Consider the following 21,557-nt stretch of genomic DNA (forward strand, 5'->3'; position numbering starts at 1 on the left):
GGGGTGTCGTAACACCGTCGCTCCGGAATCGAGAGCGTGTTCACCGATCTGAAGCAGAACCGGCTGAAGGGGACCGCGGCTCCTTCAGTAGCTTCGGGATCCGGTGGTACGCATTCCTCGTCGGGTTCACCTTCGCCGCGCTCAAGCCGCACGACTGGTACCCCAAGCGTGACCGCCTCGATTCATGGGGCACGTTCCTCGGCAAACCGGAACCGGCGCGCACTCGCCGCCGTCAGCCGAACCGGCCGTCCGAAAGCGGCTACGAGAACACAACTCGGCTGAATCCACATGAGACGGGCACTCTGAGCACGCCGAACGTCGGCCGAACTCAGACAACAAGGCGCGAGCGCGCGGGAAATGGGTTCGGAATCTGGCCGTGGTTCCAATTGGTGAACACAACCGACCGTCGGAGTGAGAGATAGCGATGGAGAGAGATTGAGGGGTGTTCACAAAATGACGGTTCGTACTGGGCTACATGTGTATTCGACAGGTTGGCCAGTCGGTAATCGCACTTTGTGAGGGATCCAGATCACACAAATCAGGATGAACTCCGGACTTGGGGCAAGATGGCGGGGGTGCTGGCAGACTACCTGGCGCCGATCGCGAGGGGCATTGCGGAACTGGCGGATACGGCTTGCTTCGGTGTTCGGCCAGGGCGGATGCGACGCACTCACTCACTCTTTGCGTAACACGTTGACCAGCGCGGGGCCGAATTCGGCGAATGCGGCAGTTCCCCTGCAAGCGCCATGCCGACGAGCGCGGCCTTAAGAGGCAGTCCGCGACGGGCGGCGTTAGCAACCACAGCAGCGTCGATCAGGTCCAGCGCGATCCCTGCACGCAGATTCGCCCGACGCACAGTGGAACCCGGATGCAGCGCAGCTGCGCCCAAAACAATGTCACGAACGCCGAATACCTTGATCCACACACCTAGATCGCTACTGGGGTAGGAAATACCCAACGCGTTGTGGACCTGCCGTGACGCGATCGCGGTGGTGGCACCCCACAGGATCCGTCCAACGCCAAACGCGTGGGAAGCCACGCGCTCGGCCGAATCGTCCTGGTGCGTATCTAGTGCCGTCGCGGCGGTCAGCTTGCCCGGCCGGATCCTGAACCCAGCCAGTTGGGGCGCATACGGCTCGTGGAACCACCCAGAGGGAAGAGAAAGGAGGGGACCGGCCGGAGCGAGGAGAGAGCCGGAGTGAGTAGAGAGACGGACGACGGCGGCACCGTGATCATCGAGGCGACCGCCGCCGCGCCCGGCAAGGAACCCTTCTCTGCACGCCTCGCGGATCTCGTACCGTCGACCTGAGCCGCTAGTGCCGGGCGCCCCACTGAGTCTCGACGCCGCCAGCGGAGCCCAAGCTGGCGGGCCCCGAGGTCTATCGCTAGTCGGATTCCGTGGAGATCATCCGTGCTTCGGCGGCCAGTTCCGTCGGCAAAGTGCGCGACGAGTCGTTCCACCCGATCCACCGGGTTCCGCTGATGTCAGCAAGCAGGTATGGGCCCGCCCGCCAGAAGCTGTGCTCGGGTTCACCGAATACGTACCATCCGTTGAGCCACAGCGGCGTCACCTGCTCGGTGAGACGGGTTGCGATCGGCGCCCCGTCATCCTCGACGACGGCCAGGTTGCGGCAGCCCAACACGGTTTCCTGGAGCACGAACGAAGTGAGGAAGTGCTCAAGAGTCGGGGTCAACTTGACGTAGTCCTCGGTGTCGACGTCAGTCCACATCCAGTGCGCATTGCTCCAGACCGCACTGGACTCGGCGTCGGCTCGCACCCGGCACGTCCAGGCGTCCTGATGGTCGCGTACGAAGTCGACGTGGCCGTCGACGACGACCAGATCGGAGGGCCGGACCAGCACATCCTGGTGTTGGAGGATCATCGGAGACTCGGGCAGGTGCTCCCCGGTTTCCTGCGTCGGCCACCGCCCCACGAACGCGTACAACTCCGCCAGTGCCGTCGGTGCCGGCACTGGAAGATCACCGGGTGGGGTTCCGTAGTCGGGTCGCCAGTCGCCGTACCAGTCAGTGAGAAAGCGCTTCAGCCACCGCACCGTGCCGTCCGAAACCTCCATGGAGGCCATGATATTTGCGGGCCCGCCAGGAGGGTCGGCCACCCAGGCCGCCAGTCCGACGTCGTTGGCCAGGATCTAGGCGAGCGATCAGCTCCCGACGAACTCGCCGAGGTCCGGGAGGGTGCCGCTTCCGGGCGGGATTTGGTCGGTGGAAGGCACGGTCACCACGGTGGATTCCTGCTGGATGAGAAAAGCATGGTCCATCTGGAACTGCGGCAGGTACTCCTCGAGGCCGGGGTAGGCGGAGATCCACATGGCCGTGTTGGAAGGAGTGCCGCAACTCGCCAGGACGACGTAGGAGCCGTCGGGCACATCGGTGATCGTCTGCGTTGCCCCGCCGGCGGGGATCTCGCCGTGGGAGTACAGGGACTGCCCCTGTGACAGGACGGTGGCGATCGGAGGCAGCGCACCTCCGGGCGCCGGGGCGAGGGAGGTGGTGCAGCCGATTGCCGAGCCAGAAGTGTTGGTGATCGTGTTGCTCACTGTCGATCCGTTCACCGAGTAGCTGTAGGTGACGTCACCGGCGTCTGCTGCCGATGCGAGTGCCGGGGCGATGGTGGCCAGTGGGATCGACGCTGCTGTAACGAGTGCGGCGCGGGTGATCAGTCGCATTACCGGTGTCCTCTTCGTCCGATTGGGTTCCGCTTGCGATCCTGCATGAGATTCAGGCGGCACCCGGCCACACTGACCGGCTCCCACCCAGCGGCGACACGTGTCCCCTGCCCTTTGATCTGGGCAAGGGCGCAACCCTGGTGCGATCCGCGCGTGCTCGGCGCGTGGGCGTGTCGCGGACCGAGCGCGCGCGGGGCGGCCGTAGGGTGCCGGTCGTGAAGGGTGCCGAGATCACCGTCGCGACCTGGAACACATGAGACGGCCGCGGACATTCTCGTGGTCACGGAGGGGCACCGCGGGCTTCTTCCGGAAGGTGGATACGTCGTCGACGCCGGCGACGACTGGGGTTACGTCGACAAACCGCACCACCGCAAGGTGCTGCTCCGCTCCCGCTGGCCGCTCAGCGACGTCGATTGGCTCACCACGGGCGGGGGAGCTGGGCGGGTGGTGACCGCGCTGACCGCTGCGTCGGCAGGTCCGGTCAGGATCCTCGCCATCTGCATCCCGTGGGCCCGTGCCCACGTGAGTACACGACGGCGTGACGCCACGGCGTGGTCCGAGCACCTCGGCGGCCTCGATCAGCTCGAGGTGCTCGGTTCGACCGGCGGTGCCGACGGTGGTTGCCAGCGACTTCAGTCAGCATGTCCCGCGGGTCCGGCAACCCGTGAGGGTCGCCGAGCGGATGGCTGAGGTGATGGGCCGGTGGACGATTCACACAGTCGGCGACGTCGAACACGGTCCGTTGATCGATCACGTCGCCTCAGACCTGAAGTGCACCGGGCTGCACACCTGGCCTGGGTACGTCGCTGACCCCAAGCTCAGCGATCATTCCGGGGTGGTGTGCCAGATGGTTCAACTGGCGTGACGATTCACAGCCGGGCCAGTGACGCTGTATTCGTCATTATATTTGGTATTCCCGGCCGCTCTGACCTGCGGCATGACAACTATCGTGACGATGAAAGGGCGCGATTCGTCGTCATCGAAGTTGACAATTGTTCACGGCTGTTCGTGGGCTGAACCCCGCTCAGGAGTCAGGTAGTTGTTGTCGAGTCCTACGTGAGGGGAACACTGTCGGGATGGGTGTCGTGATTCTTCTACTCGCCCTGTTGGTTCTGATCTCGATCGCCGGGAACGTCATACTCGGCATGCGCACAGACACTCCTGGTGCACTACCGCGGATTGATCCGCTTGCCGCCAACCCGGAGGCCTACGACCCGCTCCGGATCGGTGTCGGTGACATCGTCTCGTGCACCGGTGTCGACNACGTCGTCNGCGGCACGATCAACTTCGACNAGGAGGGATTTCGCTGGCACGAGCACCTGCTCGCCGGCCCGAACGGCCGTCGCCGGCTCACGGTCGAGTACGAAGAGGGCGAACTGGAGATGACGCTGTGGACGCCGTGCGAGGGNANCTGCCTCGAGCCCGGCGAAGAAGTGGCTCTCGACAACCGCGTGTACCGGCAGGTCAAGTCCGGTGCTGTTCAGTTCACCGCGGAGGGAACGACCGGTACGCCACCGTCCGGATCGATGGAATATGCGGACTATGCGACCGCCGACAGAAGCGGTCGGCTCGCGTTCGAGCGGTGGTCGAAGACCGCGTCATGGGAGGTGTCGACCGTACGCGCCGTCACTCGCAGTGAGCTTGCGGTCGTCCACGCGGGTTGCCACGGGCACTCAGCTCGAGACGCGCAACCCGGCCGCCGAGCACGGCCGGGCAACCGACACGACGGTCGTCAGAGCGGAGAGCACCAGGTGATTCGGCAGGCTTCGACGCGGCCGACCGATCCCTGATGAAGGTATACGCGCGGTGACGGTGGCGAGGCGCCAATGAAAGAGCATGTTGGGCTGCAAGCAGATTGGATAGTCCACCCGTCGTTAGTCGCGCTTGAGATCGGCGCCAGATCACATCAATCTGGATGAGTTCCAGCTCAGTTCCCGTGTCGATGCGTTGTGGGGACGTTGAAGTTTGCGGCGTCGCCGGGACATCGCCTCCTCGGTCGACTGTTCTCCGCGGCGGGGTGCCGTCGCGGCCGGCGCTTCTTGTGACGACCCCGGCAGGTGGAGTGCGTCGCGTCGAGGTCGATGCCGCCGCGATCGTATCCATCGAGTTCGAGGAATCATCGCTGTATGTCGTTGTGGAACAAGAACCTTGGGCACGCGTGCCGGTTCCGAACTTCAGCCGAGGTGCGCTACCGTGCCAGCTCCGCCTCCTCGTCGAGCCGGCTGAGCTTGTACGGGTTCGCGATCGAGAAGATGCGGGTGATCCGTCCGTCCTCGATCTCGAAGCTGATCGCGCCGGCGAGCGCGCCGTCGATCTCGCCCCGGATCGCCGGATGGCCATTCACCCACGTGGGCCGCGCCTGGAACGGCAGGCCGAGCTTCGCGAGGCCACCGAGCAGGTAGCGGCTGATCTTGTCGGCGCCCACGATCGGGTGGCGAGCCGCGCCGCGCACGAAGCCGCCGCCGTCGGCGACCGACACCACATCGGGTGCGAGCACATCCATCAGGCCCTGCAGGTCGCCCGAGTTCACCGCAGCGACGAAACGGGCGATGACCGCCTCCTGTTCGGCTCGATCGGCCGTCACCCGCGGTCGCCGCGCGGCGACGTGTTCCTGTGCGCGGTGGGTGATCTGGCGAACGGCGGCCGTGGTCTTGCCGACCGCGGCGGCGATTTCGTCGTAGGGCACGTCGAACACCTCGCGCAGAACGAACACTGCGCGTTCGGTCGGCCCGAGTGTCTCGAGCACGGTGAGCATCGCGATCGACACATTCTCGGCGAGTTCGATGTCGTCTGCGACATCCGGGCTCGTGAGCAGTGGCTCGGGCAGCCACTGCCCGACGTACGACTCGCGTCGACGCGACATCGTGCGCAGTTGGTTCAGTGCCTGGCGGGTGACGACCCGCACGAGGTAGGCGCGTTCGTCGCGTATACCTGCGTGGTCGACGGCATTCCACCGTAACCATGACTCCTGCAGCACGTCCTCCGCGTCGGCCGCGGATCCGAGCAGTTCGTAGGCGACGGTGAAGAGCAGGGGGCGGTGGGTGACGAACGCGTCGTCGGTCATGACGTCGAGCCTACGGCCTTGAACGTGGTATCCGGCGGCTGCGGCCCGGGGGCAGATGTCGACGCAGGCCCGGCCGCGGTCGCCCGAGTCTCCAGAGGCGGGAGCTGACACGTGTCGGCGTAGCCTTCCGAGTGGATGCCGAGGGCGACGTTCATGCGTGAACTCATGTTCATGAAGGCGACTTTGGCGGTGAGCTCGATCAGCGCGGCGGGGCCGAGTTCGGTGAGGAGTGCGGCCGACAACTCGTCGGTGACGGCGGGCGGTGTCTGGCTCATCGCCTCGGCGTATTCCATGACATGTCGTTCGACCGGCGTGAACACCGACGCTTCGCGCCAGTTCGGCACCTGCCTGGCTTTCGCCTCGTCGAGCCCGTCGTTGTGAGCTTTGTAGTAGTTGAAGTCGAGGCACCAGCTGCAGCCGATGTAGGCGGCCGTCGACATCACGGCATAGCTTGCGAGATTGCGGTCGAGCTGGTCCAGCGCCTCGATCTTGCGGCCGATGCCCATAGACGCTCGCATGAGCGCCGGATGGTGGGCGAGCACGCCCAACGAGTCCGGGACCTGGCCAAGCATCCGTCGGGATGCGATCTTCACGATCGTGCCGAAGAGGCCGGTGAGCTCGGTCGGCGGGATGCGGGTTGGTGTGGTCATCGTGTCCTCCGGGAGATCGTCGACGGCCGGGGTTCTGTTTTCCCGGGTTGTCCGTCGGCATGAAGACACCGATCGACGCGTGGTTGTGACATCCTCCTCGAGAACGCCCCGACAGAAATCGACCATGGATTGATCGTGGTTGGCCGACACTGCTCGACCTAAGTGTGATCACCAACTGTTCAACCTATCCAATCCGCGTGCAGCCCAGACCGAACCGCCGGAGGTACAGCGGAGGTACGGGTAACCCCGGAAAACCGAAAGCCCCGACCAGAAAACGATCTGGTCGGGGCTTTTGCTTGACTTGAGGCCTCTTGTTGATGGCCTCAGGTTCGGGATCAGTTCATGGTGCCCTGCATGGGGATGTAGATTTCGGCGGCTTCTACGAAGGCTGAGCCGGTGAGTTCGGCTAGGGCTAGTGATTCGTCTAGTTTGCGGAGGGCATTCTGGACGTAGGGGCGGTCGTCCCATTGGTCACCGATCGCGGTGAGGGGGGCGGTGTTGCGGGTAAGCCAGTCTCGGAAGGGGCGGATGTCCGAGGGGGACGCGTAGCCGCCGATGGCGTAGTTTTCGGGGATGGTCCAGTTCGAATCCCATTCCAGGGAAGGGAATTCGTCGGGGAGCACGCCGAGTAGCGGGGTGTTGTGGTCGGTCGGGGCGTAGCAGTCGGTGGAGGCGTTTTCGGCTAGTTCGGTGGGCCACACGCGGCCGCGCTCGATCCAGCCGGGGAGAAGGGCTGCGAGGAATTCGACCAGGACGAACTGGGCATTTCCAGCGAGGGCGCTCGCGGCTTCGATCTCGTCGCCGTCGCCGTTGCGGATGGTGTCGCGGCCCGCACGCACGGCCGCGGCGGCTTCACGGAGCAGGTCGAGCTTCCAGCGGAAGCCGATCGCGAGACGTTCGTCGGCGGGGAGGTTTCCGCTCACCTTGGGTTCGACGTGTGCGAGCAAGGCGGGGTCTAGTAGGGTGATCTGGCTGCGGGCCAAGTCATCTACCTGGTCGACGGTCGCATTGCAGTACCGCACAACGGCTTCCGCGACGTCCTCCGAACGCTCGGCAGTCACGAAGAACGGCCGCCCCCATACGTGCAGGCTGGTATCGAACGCACCACCGGGGTTCGCCTGCATCACCCCGAGTCCCCACGCGTTAGCCCGGAACCGCACCTTAGCCTGTCGTACCGCGTCGGCAATCAGATCATCCAGATCGTCGTCATTCCCGCGCCCCGCCAGGAACGGCGTGACCCGCTCCTGCACCAACCGCATATCGACCGGATGAAAACTGATGTCGTAACCCATATTCGGCCCCCCACTTGTCTCGGATCTTCCGCCGCCACAGTAACTACCGCCGCCGACACATACCCCCGCACCTCCGATGATCATGAAATACACAGGGGCCTTCTCGACCTTTGCCTGCACGGTTTCATGATCGTCGAGCTCGCTGGCGAGGGTCGGGCTGAGCGGGCCCCGGTGTCGATGCGGATGCCCTTCGCGCTGGCCCAGGTCAGTCCGCCCCGTATCGCGATCGCCGGCACCCCGTCGAGCATCAGCTCCACCACCCGGCTCAGCGCGGCGTGGTCGAACTCGGGCCCGGCCCGCCGAGGACCACCACCTCCGGGCTGTCGGTGTCGAACTCGATGCCGGTCATGTCCCCGGCGATGTCGCCGTGGTTGATCAGCAGGCAGCGCTGCCCCGGATGGACCTCGCGGAGGTACTCGGCGTTGAGCGCGGCGGCCGTGACGATCTCCTCGGCATCCACCGCCATGCCGCAGTCGCGCAGGGCCGCTGGAGGTGGTGTTGGTGAGGAAGGCGCGTGCGAGCCCGCGGTCGCGGACGGCGTCGAGGGCCGCGGCGGCCCCGCGAGGGGTTGCCACGAGGCGACCAGCACCCCGTCGATGTCGAACAGCACGCCCTCGACCGGAGTCACTGCTCACGCCCCCGGCTTCTCCGCGATAGGTGAACACCCCCGGCCATCTCCCGCCGGCCACGACATCTCTCTCTTCTCTCTTCTCTCGACTGACTCTCTTCCTCAATCAATCAATCTCGCTGTCTCGCCACACGGACCCCCGTCCTCCCTACTCCTGGTCCAACTCGATCTCGGTGCCGATGGCTACCTGCTGGGTTTCGTTCCCACAGACTCGGCCAAGGACATCAGCAAAGCCGGATCATTAACTGTCGTTCGCCGAGGCTGGCATCGGGGTAATGTCGGTCACCCAGTTCGGTTGCCGTGTCGGGATTGGCACACCGGTGATGGAGTCAATTCGGTGCGCCAACGCTCGCAGTGCGATGCGCGCGGTAGCGGGGTCGGTGACACTCGGGGCGGAGATCGCCTGCATCGCTGTCGCTGTGGCGCGAAGTTCCGGCTGATCGACGGCCACGGAGACAGGCTGTTCTCGGCCCGCGCTCAATGCTCGGATGCTATCGGTTCTCAATGATGACGAGTTTCATCGGATGCACGAACTCGTCACTACACTCGGACCCCGACATGGAGCGAGAGGAAGTGACATGGCCGCATCGCCGCCGATCCAGCAGGTTAATCTCTACCTCCCGCCTTACATTCAGGCGGGCATCGCCGCGGGGCTGATGAAGCAGACGGGCGGGACTGTTCGCAACCTACAGGGGCAGATCGTCAAGCTCCTCGAGGAGGCTTCACTCGCAGAGAAGGCCCCTGCGAACGCGCAACGTGCCGCAGCGGCGATCCTGAGGGACAAGCGTGTCGTCACCGTCCTCGTGGTGACGACGACCATCGTAGGCGGCGCGACGGTCCTCGCTGTCCGGGATCGGCGTCAGGCCAAGAGATGCGTGGCCGAGCTCAACGCCTCACTGATCGCCTACCTTGAGGCGGCGCGTGATGCTCGGCTGGACGAGGTCACCATCGGCCGCCTGCTCGCTGACCTTGACGCCGCAGAGGCCCACTCGAAGCACGGGAACGTTGCAGTCGCTGCCACGTTGGTCGAACTGGTGATGGAGTACACGAGCAAGCTCGCTGAGGCCAACTCAGTCGAGTTGGAGGACCTCGACACGCCCTCAGCTGGAGAGGCCACAGTGGTGGACTTCCGCCGCCACCTCGAAGCCCAGCGCAGGATCTTCCGCCGCGCCGCCTAATACTCGACGGCCGACCAGGCCTGGTCCGCCACGGGCGAGAAGACCGGATGCCAGAATCCGATTCCGCGACGAGACTCGCCCGCCTCCGATCGCTCAGCTCCAGAAGTTGCGACCGACCGCAGCAGGGTTCCAACGGCCGCGCTGTCCGCAGCCGTTCAAGGGCACCTGTTTTCGCTCAGCCAGATGCTCTCCGGCTCAGCGAAACGCGGCGGTGCCGTCGACCACAGCCCCCGACCGGGCCGAGCACGAGCGCAGACTGCCGCGCTTCCACACCGGGACGAGCGCGACCTCCGCTACGTGCTCATGACCCTCGCCGCGCTCAATGGCCACTCGGAACTCTCGGCAGTGATCGACGACCTCGACGACGAAGAGACATGCCCGCGCTACGCGGCACATCTCTGGGGAGCGAGCGGGGACGCCGACAGCTGATTCGTCCGCGTAGGCCGCACTCGTGTTCGTCATGCGAGCCGCCGATGGCAGCGTCACGTTGCGCGGTGAGCTCGGGCCTATCCAAGCGTACTAGAGAGACGAGAGAGAAAAGCGAGCCGGCCGAGCGATGGTGGCCATGGAGACCGGTAGAGACGGACAGAGAGACGCGCCACGCCCATGAGCGTCTGACTAACTGAATAAATGTAGAGAGCGCGCGTCAGGCGGCGAGGCTGGATGGAATGGATGGAATGGCACGCACGCCCTGGTGTTCATCAGATGCCGATTCCGTGAGGGCAAACCTGCGAGCATGCACGCCAAATTTCCCGGCCGTCCGAACAGAGGGACCGTTCTCATCGACACCCAACTGCCTTGTTGAGTGCAGGTTTGCGCTACACCGCAGCGGGCCCGGAGAATGGCGGCTAAGGGATCGGCTGGGGAGCGTGATCGGTTACGTGTTGGACCACGTCGGCATAGCTTCGAAAAAGGCGTGGACGAGCCGGAGCCGGATTGAGGTTTAGGAGGACGGACCAGCACTCGGCCGTCAGGTTGCGGGCGCGGGTTCCCGGCCATGGGTGTGGAAGCAACTCTCGCGGGAGAAGTGGGTCTGGGTTCATCGCGCGAGTGAATTCAGATGCCAGCTCTATTGCGATGGTGAGGGTATCTGTCTCAGTCAATCCTATGGTGTCTCGAAGACGCAGAAGACGTTGTTGCGCAACATTGATGAGCTTCGCATGTCCATCGGCGATGTTGTCGAGCGGCCAAAGCCGTGCCGCGATCGTACGGGGATCTTTTGTTCCACCAACTGTGAGATCTGAGGTGGTGCATGAGGTCACATGGTCGGTGACCTCCAGTTTGGACGCAAGAGCTTGGATGTGTGATCCCCAAGGATTCGGTGAAATATAAAGGCCGCCTTGAATTGACGCACCACCGAGGTGCACGATCCCGTCTCGCATGGCGTCTCGGGCTTGCCTGGCCGTCTCGGGAATCGCGAAGGCGACGAGGTGCCAGTTCCCGTCCCAGGGTGCTTCGCCGCGGTCTTGCGCGAACATGTATCGCACGAACTCAACATTGGGCTCGATCGAGCTTTCGGCCCCCTCTGAAGCGCGCAGAACGGCCCGGCGGCCCCGTCCTTCTTGGGTGAACTGACCGTCCGTAACAAGCCGACGAATGCACAGCCGCACCTGCTGGTCCGTCATTCCCAGCGCATTCGCCACCGAATAGAGCTCGTTCGCGTGAAGCGTGGCATCTTCGCGAACCATGCTCTCCACGAGGACACGCGTCGGCACCTCGACGTTGTAGTCGTCGCTTTTACTCATTTTGTCACTCCTGTGGCTGCAGCTGGAACGCTCAACAATAGTACGATCGTATTTGAAGTGACAGTTCTGGCGCTTTTGCAGGGTTGCGACGAAGCCGCCAGCGCGTCGTCAGCATGGTACGCGCACGGCCAGGCATCGAGGGCCCGAGACTTGTACGGCCGCTTAGGCATTGAGGCTGGGTTTCTGCGGGATAGAGCTCGATACCGAAGCGCGATCACGGGTTCCGAACGCCATCGAGTCATCGACTGACCCGAATCTCATGGCGTGAACATCGGCAAAGTAGTTCTGGTGGCGCGACCAAGGAGCCTCGGGTCCCTGCTTTGGAAGTCGGTCGACAGCGCGCAGAACGTAGCCCGCCTGGAGTGCGAGGACGGACTGCTCCGCGACCATGCTGTCCTCCACTGTGGGGACGGCGTAGTCCACGTCGTGCGCGTCCAGGTGGTTGAGAAGTTTGCATACGTAACGTGAAGACAGGTCGGCTCTCATCGTCCACGACACATTGGTGTAACCGAGACACCATGCGAGGTTTGGCACTCCACTCAACATCAAACCCTTGTAGATGAATGATTGTGCGGCATCGATGCGTACACCATCCACTTCTAGTTCAATCTCACCGACCGCGACCAGGTTCAAAGCTGTCGCGGTCACGACGACGTCCGCATCCAGATGACTGCCGGACGCGAGGGAGATGCCAGTCCGAGTGAACCGGGAGATCTCGTCGGTCGCGATGGACGCGCGACCGCTCGTGAGGGCGCTGAAGAAGTCCCCATCAGGGGTCAGGCAGATCCGCTGATCCCACGGCTCGTAACGAGGAATGAAATGTGGGTCGAGGTTGACTTTCCGGCCGTCATGCCGGGCGACCGCAGACTTCATTGCACGCGCAGCAGTGTTCGGAAACTGTTTGCAGAACGCGAACGAGAGCCGGGCCGACGCGATGTTCTTCCACCGAACCATCGCATACGCGCTGCGCTCGGGCAGCACCCTGCGGAGGCGGATTGCCATTTGATCGTGGGAGGGCCGCGACACGATGAAGGACGGTGAGCGCTGCAATATCGTTACGTGCTTCGCGGTGGCGGCCATCGCCGGGATGAGTGTGACCGCAGTAGCTCCGCTGGCGATGACAACTACGCGCTTGTCGGTATAGTCAAGGTCTTTCGGCCATTGCTGCGGGTGCACTACCATCCTCGAGAATTGCTCGAGTCCTGGGAATTCGGGAGCGAAGCCGCCCTTGTAGCTGTAGTACCCGCTGCACAGGTAGAGGAAGCTGCACGTGTATACGCGGAGGCTGCCGGCGACTCGACACGTGACGGTCCATGTTGCATCAATGGACGACCATGTTGCGCGGGTCACCATGTGGTCGAGCCGGATGTGTTGGTCGACGCCGCGGGCATCGGCGGTTTCTTTGATGTAGTTCAAAATTGACGAACCGTCCGCAATTGAGCGGGACTTGCCAAGGCCGGAACGGGTAGCTGAGTGTGAACATGTCCGAGTCTGATCGGATACCGGGGTAGCGGAACAGGTCCCACGTGCCGCCGATTTCGGCGCGTCCCTCCAGTACGGCATATGAACGGTTCGGGCACTCGGTTTGCAGCCGACAGGCGGCGCCGATCCCTGAGAGCCCCGCACCGACGATCAATACGTCGAAGTGTTCATCGGACATATCAGGTAGCTCCTTGGTTCGAAACTGATGGCTTGCGCGGCGCGGTCTGGTCCCGCTGCAGCGGGATCAGACCGCGCCGCTGTGGGTGGCTTGCTAGAGAGCTTCTCCGGCCCCTCGGGTCCTCCGCATCGAGTTACATGCGAACGCGATAAGTGACAACCCGGCCAGACATGCGGTGGCCAGGGTGAACGAGAACCAGAACATCACCCAGGTCGCCGGCACTGGAAGCAGCACGATCGTCAGAGCGAGGTAGAGCACGGCTACCCAACGTAGGCGCCTCTCGTCGTGTAGTTGATCCGGCAGGCGCCCGGCCGAGTGCACCGGTGGCCCGCTCCCGTGCAGGGCCAGGCCACTGGTGACAACCAGCCGCCAGGTGTGAAGATTCAAGGCAATCACGAACAGTAGAAGGGCGAGCCCCGACAGTGACACCCAGTCGGGAACCTGCGGGGCGTCGAGCGGGATGAACGGCAAGGTGACAGCCGCATAGAACACCGCTCCCGAGGCCTCGATCGCCACCAGTCGCCGTGCGGGGCGGAGATTCAGCAGGCCGTGCATGGCTGACTCGCGTGCTTCATGTCGCACTCCGGACGATGTCGTGCCGAGCGCGGTTCGACGTCATCGTCGGCGGCATTGCCTCTCATCCCGCGACCTTGGCGGCATTGCCTCTCATCCCGCGACCTCGGCGGCGTTGATGCTCTCGGCGGTGGTCAAAATGTAGTGCTCCGCATCGAACTCGGATGTCTCCGCGCGGAAGCGCCAGGTCTGGTCGGGCCAGATCGTGGTGATCTGGTTCTTCTTGTCCTTGTACCAGCTATTGCATCCACCGCTCGCCCAGACGCTGGGAGCCAACCGTTCCTGAAGGTTGGCGTTGTATTCGTCTTGCTTGGATGCCTTGACATCCACCGACCGCAATTGGAGCGCTTGCATGAACCCCAAGGTGCTGAGCAGGTAGGCGATCTGGGCCTCGATCATGTAGATCAAGCTGTTGTGCCCGAGCCCGGTGTTGGGTCCTGCCATCAAGAACAGGTTGGGAAACCCGGCGACGGTCGACCCGCGATAGGCCTGGGGACTGCCTTGCCACACATCCTCGAGGGAACGTCCGCCGGCCCCGAAGATCACGCGCGGATGAGACGCATCGGTCACCCGAAATCCGGTACTGAAGATGAGTACGTCGACGGTGTGCTCGTCGGTTGAGACGCCGTCGCGCGTGCATGTCCGCACATGGTCGGTATCGATGCCTCGAATTGGATCAGTGACGACCGAGACGTTGGGCCGCGTCAGTGCGGGGAAATAGTTGTCAGAGAGGAGGACTCGTTTGCATCCGAGCTCATAATCGGGTGTCAGCTTCCGACGAAGCTCGGGATCCTGCACCTGGCGCTTCAAGTGGTCCTCGGCTGATCTGCGGCCCAGGTTGCGAAGCATCTTGTTCCCCATCAGGGCAGGCACTGATGCCTCGCGTGTGAGGTACTCGAACCCGCGGGTGAGGCGCTGCAGCACGGGCATCGTGCGGTAGAGCCTCTGCAGCCAGCTCGGAATCTCCCAGTCGTGGCGCGGAACTATCCACGACGGAGTCCTCTGAAAGACGGTCAGGTGCGCCGCTCTTTGCTGAATCTCGGGAATGAACTGAATGGCACTCGCCCCTGTGCCGATCACTCCGACCCGAAGCCCGGACAGATCCAATGAGTGGTCCCACCTGGCTGAGTGAAATGACTCGCCTGCAAACATCTCAAGCCCGGGAAGCTGTGGAATCGACGGCTCGGAGAGCGGTCCCTGTGCCATAACTACGAAGTTGGCGGTGAGTGGGCCTCTGCTCGTCTCGACGCGCCAGATTTGGGCCTCTTGATCCCACTCGGCGCGCTGGAGTTCGCACCTGAACCTGATGTGCGGCCGTACTCCGAACTCATCAGCACATCGTCGGAGGTATGCGCCGATCTCGGGCTGGGGCGCGAACCGCTTGCTCCAATCGGGATTGGGGGCGAACGAGAAGGAGTAGAGGTGCGAAGGGACATCACATGCACAGCCCGGGTAGGTGTTGTCGCGCCATGTCCCGCCGACTTCACTGTCTCGTTCAATCACTAGCAGCTGCTCACCAAAGCCACTCTGCAGCAGTTGAATTGCTGTTCCTAGGCCTGCGAAGCCGGCTCCGACAACGAGGATCTTTGCGTGCTTCTCCGCGAGTGGCTCGCCGCTAGCAGCCGTGCCGCGAGAGGTGGGGGAGGGGGTTGTGCTCGGCCGCGGCTTTGGCGCCGGCTTCTTCGGGTTGGTCACTGCACTCCTCGATTCTGCTGTGGACGATGCATGTTGAGCTAACTATCTCGGACAAACCTATCGTATCGAAAACGACCGATTATGCAACGATCGCATAGAGTTCGATTGCAGTAGGCCTTCCGCATGCGACAACTGTGGCGCTGGTCGGACGGCGCCGAAGGCGGGCGGGGCAACTCGTTGCCGTGGCGCGACGGCGTCACGCCACGACGGCAGATCTCCGCGACCTGGTCTGTGTCGAGCGCGTTGGGTTCGTGTCGCGCCGAGTTCATCTGTACCCCGCCTCGTCACGCGGTGCCGTCTGGGGCGGTGGTTCGATCGATGCCTGATTGCCACTCTCGAGGCCGCGCTTGTTCTGCCGCGTGTAGGTGTTTGGACGTTTCGGAAGCTGGCCGGGATGGCTGGGGGCCGCCCCTTCGGGATTCTGGCGTGAGCGTTCTGTCCACAACAGTTCGAGCATATACAAAACGTTCGTGTTAAGATCGATCGTGTTGTAATCGACCGAAACTCGATCTAAGGAGGACGCATGAGAGTTCTGGCGCTAGGCGGGGCGGGTGCGATGGGCGCGGAAGCTGTTCGGACTGCGGTGAGCTTGCCGGGGGTGGCGGAGATTGTGGTTGCAGACCGCGACTACTCCGCGGCTGATGCACTCGCTCGTGAGATGGCGAGTGTCGGTGTGCCGGTGCGGCCCCGCAAGGTTGACGTGACTGACCGACAGGGGCTGTATGCGGCGTTCGACGACGCGGACGTGGTCCTGAATACCGTAGGCCCGTACTACCGATTCGGGCTGACGGTGTTGCGGGCGGCGATCGAGTCCGGCACGCACTATCTCGACATCTGTGACGACTGGGAGCCGACGCTGCAGATGCTTGAGCTGGATGCGGAGGCCCGCAAGGCGGGTATCTGCGCGATAGTGGGAATGGGTGCTAGCCCGGGTGTGAGCAATTTGCTCGCGGCCCGGGCGGCTCGCGAGCTCGACAGTGTCGTGGATGTGTACACGGCCTGGCCCGTCGACGGTCCGGGCACGGAGGATCAGGATGAGGTGGATGCCCAGCTGTTGAGCCCTGATGGGCAGCCTTCGGCAGCAGCGGTGCACTGGATGCAGCAGATCAGTGGGACCGTTGCGGTGGTGCGGGACGGGCAGATCGCGCAGGAGCCGCCGTTGCAGGCTGTTTCGTTGTCGTTGCCCGGTGGGCGAAACGGCACGGCTTACACCGTCGGACATCCCGAGCCAGTGACCCTCCATCGTACGCTTCGGCCCTCTGGTAGCTCGGCGAACCTGATGGTCATCTCCCCGGGGACGGCCGCTTACCTCGATGTACTGCGCACCGATATTGACAAGGGGCGGTTGACGAACGAGACCGCGGCGGTAGATCTCGCGAGCCCGTCGTTTCGGAGAGGAGTCCGTTCGATGGCGCGTGCCGCGAAGTTCAAGTCACCGGGCAGCTTGCCGTCCTTCTTCGCGGCCGCGATGGGCAGCAAGAACGGGCAGCCGTGCACGGCTCTTGCGCATCTCGCCGATGACACCGGGCTGGCTTCACTGACCTCGGACATGGCTAGAGCGACAGGAATTCCGTTGGCGCTCGGACTGTCTCAGGTAGCTGACGGAACCGCCGTTCGGGCCGGAGTGCATCCGCCGGACGCGGTTGTCGACCCTGACCGCTTCTTCCATGACCTGGCCGTCACCGTCAACGGAGATGGTTCGAGCAGCGGCGTTGTCGTGGAGCTCGATCGGGCCGACGGAGCTTCGTAGGTTCGTAGGTTCGCGGATGACACGCGACCCGATCCGGGGACAACAGAAAGGACTCGAGGACATGCGCGTGATGAACGGGCAGCTGACTGCCACTCCCTACTTCGTGAGTGGCGCCGGTGACCCACTGGTTCTATTGCACGGAGCGACGATGTCCTGGCATGTGTGGGAGCCGCTTTTCCCACTGCTCACGCCACACCATCGCATCCTCGCTCCGACCCTTCCCGGGCACACGGGCCGCCCCGCAACTGCGCCAGTCATGGCGCTGGATGACATCGTCGACTCGGTGGAGTCTGCGATGGACGACGAGTCCATCACGACCGCAAACATTGTCGGAAACTCCCTGGGGGGCCTGGTCGCGATGGAACTCGCTCGCCGGGGAAGGGCCCGGAGCGTCGTCGCGATCTCGCCAGCGGGCGGATGGACGTCGGAAGGCGGCGCTGCTGCCGCACGGGCTGTCTCCGATGGGCAGCGTCTGGTGCGGATGATCCGCCCGATTCTCCCCATCGCAATGAGGGTTCCGTGGATGCGTCAAATCGCATTCCGCGACATCGCCCGCAATGGCGCACGCCTGGCGTCGGGGCGAGCTGTCCAATCACTGTGTGCAACAGCTGACTCCACCCTGTTCGAGCATTTCGACGAAGTGGCCGTTGCCAAGCCCTATGTCGATGTCGACACACCCGTCCTCATCGTCTGGCCCACGCGGGATCGCATCCTTCCCCTTCGTTCACACGGGATCGGTTGGCGCACGCTCGCTCCCGGGGCTACCTGGAAGGTGATAGGTGGAGTCGGCCACGTTCCGATGCTGGACGATCCCGAGGGGGTCGCTCGCACCATTCTCGATTGGACACGGACGGGCTCTCCGGAGTTGTTCACGTAGCCGGCAACCGGCCAAACGGTGGTCGCGGGCCTCATCCGAGCAGGCCCGCGTCTCCGTCTGGCCGGTCCGCCGGGCGGATATCAGGCGGCCACGAGCCGGCTGCGCAGCCAGTCGACCATCATCGGCATCAGCTCCGGCAGCTTGGTCACAGCGCAATGGCCGGCGTCGGGAATCACATGGACCTCTGTGTCCGCGCGTCCTTCGAAGATCAGGGTGTCGTCGAGGGGAACGTGTACGTCGTCGGCCCCATTGATGACGAGCATTGGTGCGTTGTTCTCGCGGAGAAGAAGATCGCGGCGGTCGAATACGCGAGTGGCTGCCATTAGTTTCTCCTGCGTGGCGGGGGCGTCGAAACCGACCGCATTGCCCACGATGTCGGCCATTCCGTAGAGCAGGCGTTCGAGGTTCGCGACCTCAAATGCCGTCGCCACGGGGGCGCCGATGTTGATCGCCGCGTCGACCGCTCCCGTCAGGCCGGACCTCACCGCGAAGTTGCCGCCGAAGGACACTCCGAGGTGACCTACCTTGCCGTTGCCGAGCGCGCGCGCCGCGGCGATCAGACCGTCGATCACTTCATCGCCGAATTCATCAAGCGGGACCGGTGATTCGCCGGTTCCGGGCTGGTCGAAGGCGAGCACCGTGACGCCAGCGTTCTGTGCGAACCCAACCGCGAGGGGGTGCATGTCCATCTTCCAGCCATCGACGCCACCGCTGAGGAGTAGGACCGGCGCGCCGCTGTACTTTTCGTCGGCGGAGAACAGGTGCACCGGTAGTTCGACGGCGGCGTTCCGGTACGGCAGCGTGAGCATGCGGCGCTCGAACCGCACGCCGAACCCGGCCGCGGCCTTCACGTACTCGTCCACCTGGCGGCGCAGGGCCAGGCGCCGTGATTCGTTGGCGAGGACCGGGAACTTGGCGATGCCGTAAACCATGGAGGCGAGCGCATGATCGCCCTGTGCGGCGTATTTCGCTGCAAGGCGAGACCATTCGTGGACCCATCCCCCGGGAGCGTCCGCCCACATGGAGTCGATGGCTGCACGCGTGCCGTCGAGATCTTGCGGCGCGAGTCCGAAGCTCAGGAACTGCCCGGATCGCTCGTCGATGAGCGCGCTGTGGTCAACAGGAAATTCGTACGGCATGGTTCGCCCCTTCGGAGTCATTAATGCAACAGTCTGTTGCGTTACTAACGTGTCACGCTGGCCCCGTTAACGCAACGGGTTGTTGCGGTAAGTTGGGGCAGTGTCAGTATCCGAGAGGCCAGGCGGGCGCAGTGCGCGTGTCCGGGAAGCCGTGTTCGCCGCCACCCTGTCCGGTCTGTCGGAACGCGGCTACGCGTCGTTGACCGTCGAGGACGTCGCCGAACGTGCGGGCGTGCACAAGACGACGATCTACCGGCGTTGGGGCACGCTGGCCCAGCTGGTGGCCGAGGCGGTCGTCGACCTGTCCGAGACCACTGTTCCGGTGCCGGACACGGGCGCGCTCGAGTCCGATCTGCACGAGATGGCGCGCTCGATCGTCGCCCTGGTCACGAGCGAGTCGGGGCGCGCGATCGTCGCGGCTCTGTTCTCCGATGCCGTTCGCACGCCCGAGGTGGCGGCGATCAAACGCGAGTTCTACGCCGGCAGATACGCCCTGGCCGACGTGGTCGTGCAGCGCGCTGTCGGGCGCGGCGAAATTCAACAGAACGTGTCGGCTGCTGATCTGCTCGCCGCGATCGCCGCTCCCATCTACTACCGCCTCCTGGTGGCGGATCTGCCGGTGGACCGGGCCGTCGCCGATCGCGCCGCGGCCGCAGCGTTAGTGGCTGCTCGGGCAGGCGTCCTGAATGCATGAGCGGATCGCGCAGCTCTGTCGACGACACGGGATCCGGCGACACAGATCAGGCGTTGGTCCATGGGCCGCGCTTCTCGGGGTTCATGATGATTGCAATCTCGGCGACTCGACCGCCGATGACGGCCAGGTCCATGGCCGTAATCACCCGCCAAGTGTGAGCTCCTACCTGTCTGACGACTCGCCGGCGACAAATGTCAGAGTGCAACCCGTCACACGGAGGTGCCGCCCGGCGCGGTATGCTTTTCGTTGATCATCGCTCTGAGCTGCCCTCAGGTAACGGGCACCCGGGCCGCACAAGCACGGTTCGATCCGGCGCGCGGAACCCGAATTGTTCGTAGAGTCCGTGCGCGTTGCTGGTGAACAGCGTCCATCGGAATCTTGCACCGGGGCCGTCGTCGATCATCTTGTGCACCAGACTCTTTCCGACCCCCCGGCCACGATGTTCGGGGACGACGAAGACATCGGCCAGCACTGCGTCGTTGACGCCGTCGGAGATCGCGCGCGCGAATCCCACCATTGATGCGCTCGCACTCTCGCACCAGGACCACCGACGTCAGCGCGACACTCGCGGGCTTGGGCCAGTTGCCGAGCATCGGCGACAGCGTGACCGAGAGGACGAGGCTGCCGGGAAAGACACAGCAGTAGGTGACGATCGCCTGACGCCACCGGACGGGCACCGGCGGTCGGCTCACAGGGCCGCGAATCCGTTGCGCCAACTCGACCAACGAGGCCTCCACCCCAGTGCGTGCGCGTGCGCGTTCGACACCGGGCGCCCGCTGTGACTTCCGGCCAGTGCTTCCTGCTCGACCTGGCCGCCGACCGACTGAGCGAACCGAGGTGCCCACTCGATGGTCTCGGCCGGGTCGTCGTCGACGACGTTCACCGGACCCATGGGCCAGTCGAGGGCGGCGACGGTGGCGGCGACCGCGTCGTCCACGTGCAGGAACGAGGTGACTGCCAGTGCGGGGCTCCAGGTTCCAGCGCGAGCCGCCTCGGCGTGCAGCCCCGTCCGCGAGTACCAGGTGCCTGGCCCGTAGAGGGTTCCGTAGCGAAGGATCGTGGCCGGTGCAGATTCGGACATTGCCTGCTCCAGCGCCGTCACCCCGTCGACGGTGATGCTCCGCGGGGGTGCCGCGTCGACGTCCAGTGGTGTGTCCTCGGTGGCGGGCCCGGCGCCGTCCGCGTAGGCCCACGCAATGCTCTGGGCGAGGACCCTGCGCACGCGTGCCGCCCGGATCGCGGTCGCCAGGTTCCGGCTGCCCTCCGTGCGCAGACGCGCATTGGCTCCGCTGCTTCCCCCGGACAGATCCGTCAGCTGATGAATCACCACATCGGGCCCGGCGGCACCGACCGCGGCGGTCAACGCCGCCGGATCGAGGGCATCCACGACGACGCCGTCGGCCCCCAGCCGCAGCAGGCCGTCGATGCGGTCTTCCCTGCGGGTGGTTGCCACCACGGTGTGACCGGCGTCCCGGAGCGCGGGCACCAACGCCCGGCCGATGACGCCCGTTCCGCCTGCCAAAAAGATTCTCACTGCTCCAGACCATCCTTTCGCTGTTGACGGACTTCAACCTAGTTCCGAAGCGGCCCAGCGAGAAGGTCCACTTCACGCCACCAAGATTGGGCCAATTAGCGCTCTGCTCAATACACGTCGCTGTGCGAGGTGCACCGGACAGCGAACCTCTACAGCTGCAGCGAAAGAGGGCAGGGTGCTGCGCGACGACCCCGCAGTCCTCGCGTTCGTGCTGCCTGGGTTGCAGGGCGTGGCCGACACCATCGTCAACAACTGGGCGTCCCATCTGGATCCGGCCGAGTTCACGCAGTTCTCTGCGGCGGCACTCACGCGCGCGATCACCTTGGCCGAACCGGCCGGCTGACCCCGGTTCAAGCGGGCTCAGCCCAGCTTGCGGAGGCTCACCAAACGG

Annotated in this window: 21 protein-coding genes and 2 pseudogenes; 8 read left to right on the forward strand and 15 right to left on the reverse strand. The window is 64.3% G+C overall.

The features are described 5' to 3' along the window. Positions 1-670: 670 nt before the first annotated feature. The 3 genes from RHCRD62_RS25860 to RHCRD62_RS13825 form a co-directional block, all read right to left on the reverse strand. A complete protein-coding gene (locus tag RHCRD62_RS25860; protein ID WP_157050922.1) occupies positions 671-925 on the reverse strand; it encodes a hypothetical protein in 255 nt (84 codons plus the stop codon). Positions 926-1,385: 460 nt separating this feature from the next. Next, the gene (locus RHCRD62_RS13820; protein WP_050065323.1) at positions 1,386-2,075 is read right to left on the reverse strand and encodes a hypothetical protein; all 690 of its coding nucleotides are present in this window, start codon (positions 2,073-2,075) and stop codon (positions 1,386-1,388) included. 87 nt (positions 2,076-2,162) lie between these two features. After that, positions 2,163-2,687 carry a hypothetical protein gene (locus tag RHCRD62_RS13825; RefSeq protein WP_050065324.1) on the reverse strand — a complete coding sequence of 175 codons (525 nt, stop codon included), beginning with the start codon at positions 2,685-2,687 and terminating at the stop codon, positions 2,163-2,165. 276 nt (positions 2,688-2,963) lie between these two features. Here RHCRD62_RS13825 and RHCRD62_RS13830 point away from each other — a divergent pair, with 276 nt between their 5' ends. Next, positions 2,964-3,377 (forward strand): hypothetical protein, encoded by a 414-nt coding sequence (locus RHCRD62_RS13830; RefSeq protein WP_050065325.1) that lies wholly within the window; start codon positions 2,964-2,966, stop codon positions 3,375-3,377. A gap of 386 nt (positions 3,378-3,763) precedes the next feature. Continuing rightward, positions 3,764-4,348 (forward strand): annotated as a pseudogene (locus tag RHCRD62_RS13840) (DUF4178 domain-containing protein); the annotation flags it as partial. 527 nt (positions 4,349-4,875) lie between these two features. On the opposite strand, the gene RHCRD62_RS13845 reads toward RHCRD62_RS13840, so the two are convergent. The 4 genes and pseudogenes from RHCRD62_RS13845 to RHCRD62_RS13860 all read right to left on the reverse strand — a co-directional run. Further along, the gene (locus RHCRD62_RS13845; RefSeq protein WP_050065327.1) at positions 4,876-5,751 is read right to left on the reverse strand and encodes an RNA polymerase sigma-70 factor; all 876 of its coding nucleotides are present in this window, start codon (positions 5,749-5,751) and stop codon (positions 4,876-4,878) included. Next, positions 5,748-6,401 (reverse strand): carboxymuconolactone decarboxylase family protein, encoded by a 654-nt coding sequence (locus RHCRD62_RS13850; protein ID WP_050065328.1) that lies wholly within the window; start codon positions 6,399-6,401, stop codon positions 5,748-5,750. Before RHCRD62_RS13850 ends, RHCRD62_RS13845 begins: the two co-directional genes overlap by 4 nt. A gap of 335 nt (positions 6,402-6,736) precedes the next feature. Continuing rightward, complete coding sequence (locus RHCRD62_RS13855; RefSeq protein WP_050065329.1) at positions 6,737-7,693, reverse strand: hypothetical protein; 957 nt, start codon at positions 7,691-7,693, stop codon at positions 6,737-6,739. A gap of 167 nt (positions 7,694-7,860) precedes the next feature. After that, a pseudogene (locus tag RHCRD62_RS13860) lies at positions 7,861-8,321 on the reverse strand (TIGR01458 family HAD-type hydrolase); the annotation flags it as partial. A gap of 578 nt (positions 8,322-8,899) precedes the next feature. Here RHCRD62_RS13860 and RHCRD62_RS13870 point away from each other — a divergent pair. Beyond that, positions 8,900-9,499 (forward strand): hypothetical protein, encoded by a 600-nt coding sequence (locus RHCRD62_RS13870; protein WP_050065332.1) that lies wholly within the window; start codon positions 8,900-8,902, stop codon positions 9,497-9,499. Positions 9,500-9,682: 183 nt separating this feature from the next. Beyond that, positions 9,683-9,928 (forward strand): hypothetical protein, encoded by a 246-nt coding sequence (locus tag RHCRD62_RS13875; protein WP_050065333.1) that lies wholly within the window; start codon positions 9,683-9,685, stop codon positions 9,926-9,928. A gap of 419 nt (positions 9,929-10,347) precedes the next feature. Here RHCRD62_RS13875 and RHCRD62_RS25475 read toward each other — a convergent pair whose 3' ends face one another. The 5 genes from RHCRD62_RS25475 to RHCRD62_RS13890 all read right to left on the reverse strand — a co-directional run bounded on the left by RHCRD62_RS25475 (position 10,348) and on the right by RHCRD62_RS13890 (position 15,172). Beyond that, positions 10,348-11,244, reverse strand: coding sequence for a PaaX family transcriptional regulator C-terminal domain-containing protein (locus RHCRD62_RS25475; RefSeq protein WP_084734270.1), 897 nt, complete (start codon positions 11,242-11,244; stop codon positions 10,348-10,350). A gap of 162 nt (positions 11,245-11,406) precedes the next feature. Beyond that, positions 11,407-12,660, reverse strand: a complete 1,254-nt coding sequence (locus RHCRD62_RS13880; RefSeq protein ID WP_367379645.1) for a flavin-containing monooxygenase — start codon at positions 12,658-12,660, stop codon at positions 11,407-11,409. Next, positions 12,566-12,904 carry an NAD(P)-binding protein gene (locus RHCRD62_RS26730; protein WP_367379646.1) on the reverse strand — a complete coding sequence of 113 codons (339 nt, stop codon included), beginning with the start codon at positions 12,902-12,904 and terminating at the stop codon, positions 12,566-12,568. Before RHCRD62_RS26730 ends, RHCRD62_RS13880 begins: the two co-directional genes overlap by 95 nt. A 93-nt stretch (positions 12,905-12,997) precedes the next feature. After that, entirely contained in the window at positions 12,998-13,459 is a 462-nt protein-coding gene (locus RHCRD62_RS13885; protein WP_050065334.1) for a hypothetical protein, read from the reverse strand. A gap of 111 nt (positions 13,460-13,570) precedes the next feature. Continuing rightward, positions 13,571-15,172 carry a flavin-containing monooxygenase gene (locus RHCRD62_RS13890; RefSeq protein WP_084734271.1) on the reverse strand — a complete coding sequence of 534 codons (1,602 nt, stop codon included), beginning with the start codon at positions 15,170-15,172 and terminating at the stop codon, positions 13,571-13,573. Between the two features lie 523 nt (positions 15,173-15,695). Between RHCRD62_RS13890 and RHCRD62_RS13895 the strand changes: the two genes are divergently transcribed. Beyond that, a complete protein-coding gene (locus tag RHCRD62_RS13895; RefSeq protein ID WP_050065335.1) occupies positions 15,696-16,922 on the forward strand; it encodes a saccharopine dehydrogenase family protein in 1,227 nt (408 codons plus the stop codon). Positions 16,923-16,938: 16 nt separating this feature from the next. Continuing rightward, a complete protein-coding gene (locus RHCRD62_RS13900; RefSeq protein ID WP_172671065.1) occupies positions 16,939-17,799 on the forward strand; it encodes an alpha/beta fold hydrolase in 861 nt (286 codons plus the stop codon). Positions 17,800-17,879: 80 nt separating this feature from the next. Here the strand turns inward: RHCRD62_RS13900 and RHCRD62_RS13905 are convergent, their stop codons facing one another. After that, complete coding sequence (locus RHCRD62_RS13905) at positions 17,880-18,938, reverse strand: alpha/beta fold hydrolase (protein ID WP_050065337.1); 1,059 nt, start codon at positions 18,936-18,938, stop codon at positions 17,880-17,882. Positions 18,939-19,038: 100 nt separating this feature from the next. On the opposite strand from RHCRD62_RS13905, the gene RHCRD62_RS13910 reads away from it, so the two are divergent. Further along, positions 19,039-19,632: a TetR/AcrR family transcriptional regulator gene (locus RHCRD62_RS13910; RefSeq protein WP_050065338.1), complete on the forward strand. Its 594-nt coding sequence runs from the start codon at positions 19,039-19,041 to the stop codon at positions 19,630-19,632. A gap of 250 nt (positions 19,633-19,882) precedes the next feature. Here the strand turns inward: RHCRD62_RS13910 and RHCRD62_RS13915 are convergent, their stop codons facing one another. Both RHCRD62_RS13915 and RHCRD62_RS13920 read right to left on the reverse strand, forming a co-directional pair. Beyond that, positions 19,883-20,149 (reverse strand): GNAT family N-acetyltransferase, encoded by a 267-nt coding sequence (locus RHCRD62_RS13915; protein ID WP_084734273.1) that lies wholly within the window; start codon positions 20,147-20,149, stop codon positions 19,883-19,885. Positions 20,150-20,320: 171 nt separating this feature from the next. Continuing rightward, on the reverse strand, positions 20,321-21,166 hold the full coding sequence (locus RHCRD62_RS13920) for an NAD-dependent epimerase/dehydratase family protein (RefSeq protein WP_050065339.1): 846 nt from the start codon (positions 21,164-21,166) through the stop codon (positions 20,321-20,323). A gap of 175 nt (positions 21,167-21,341) precedes the next feature. Between RHCRD62_RS13920 and RHCRD62_RS25865 the strand changes: the two genes are divergently transcribed. Further along, on the forward strand, positions 21,342-21,509 hold the full coding sequence (locus tag RHCRD62_RS25865; RefSeq protein ID WP_157050923.1) for a hypothetical protein: 168 nt from the start codon (positions 21,342-21,344) through the stop codon (positions 21,507-21,509). Positions 21,510-21,557: the final 48 nt, after the last annotated feature.

This window comes from Rhodococcus sp. RD6.2 (genome assembly GCF_001040705.1).
Lineage (GTDB): Bacteria > Actinomycetota > Actinomycetes > Mycobacteriales > Mycobacteriaceae > Rhodococcus_G.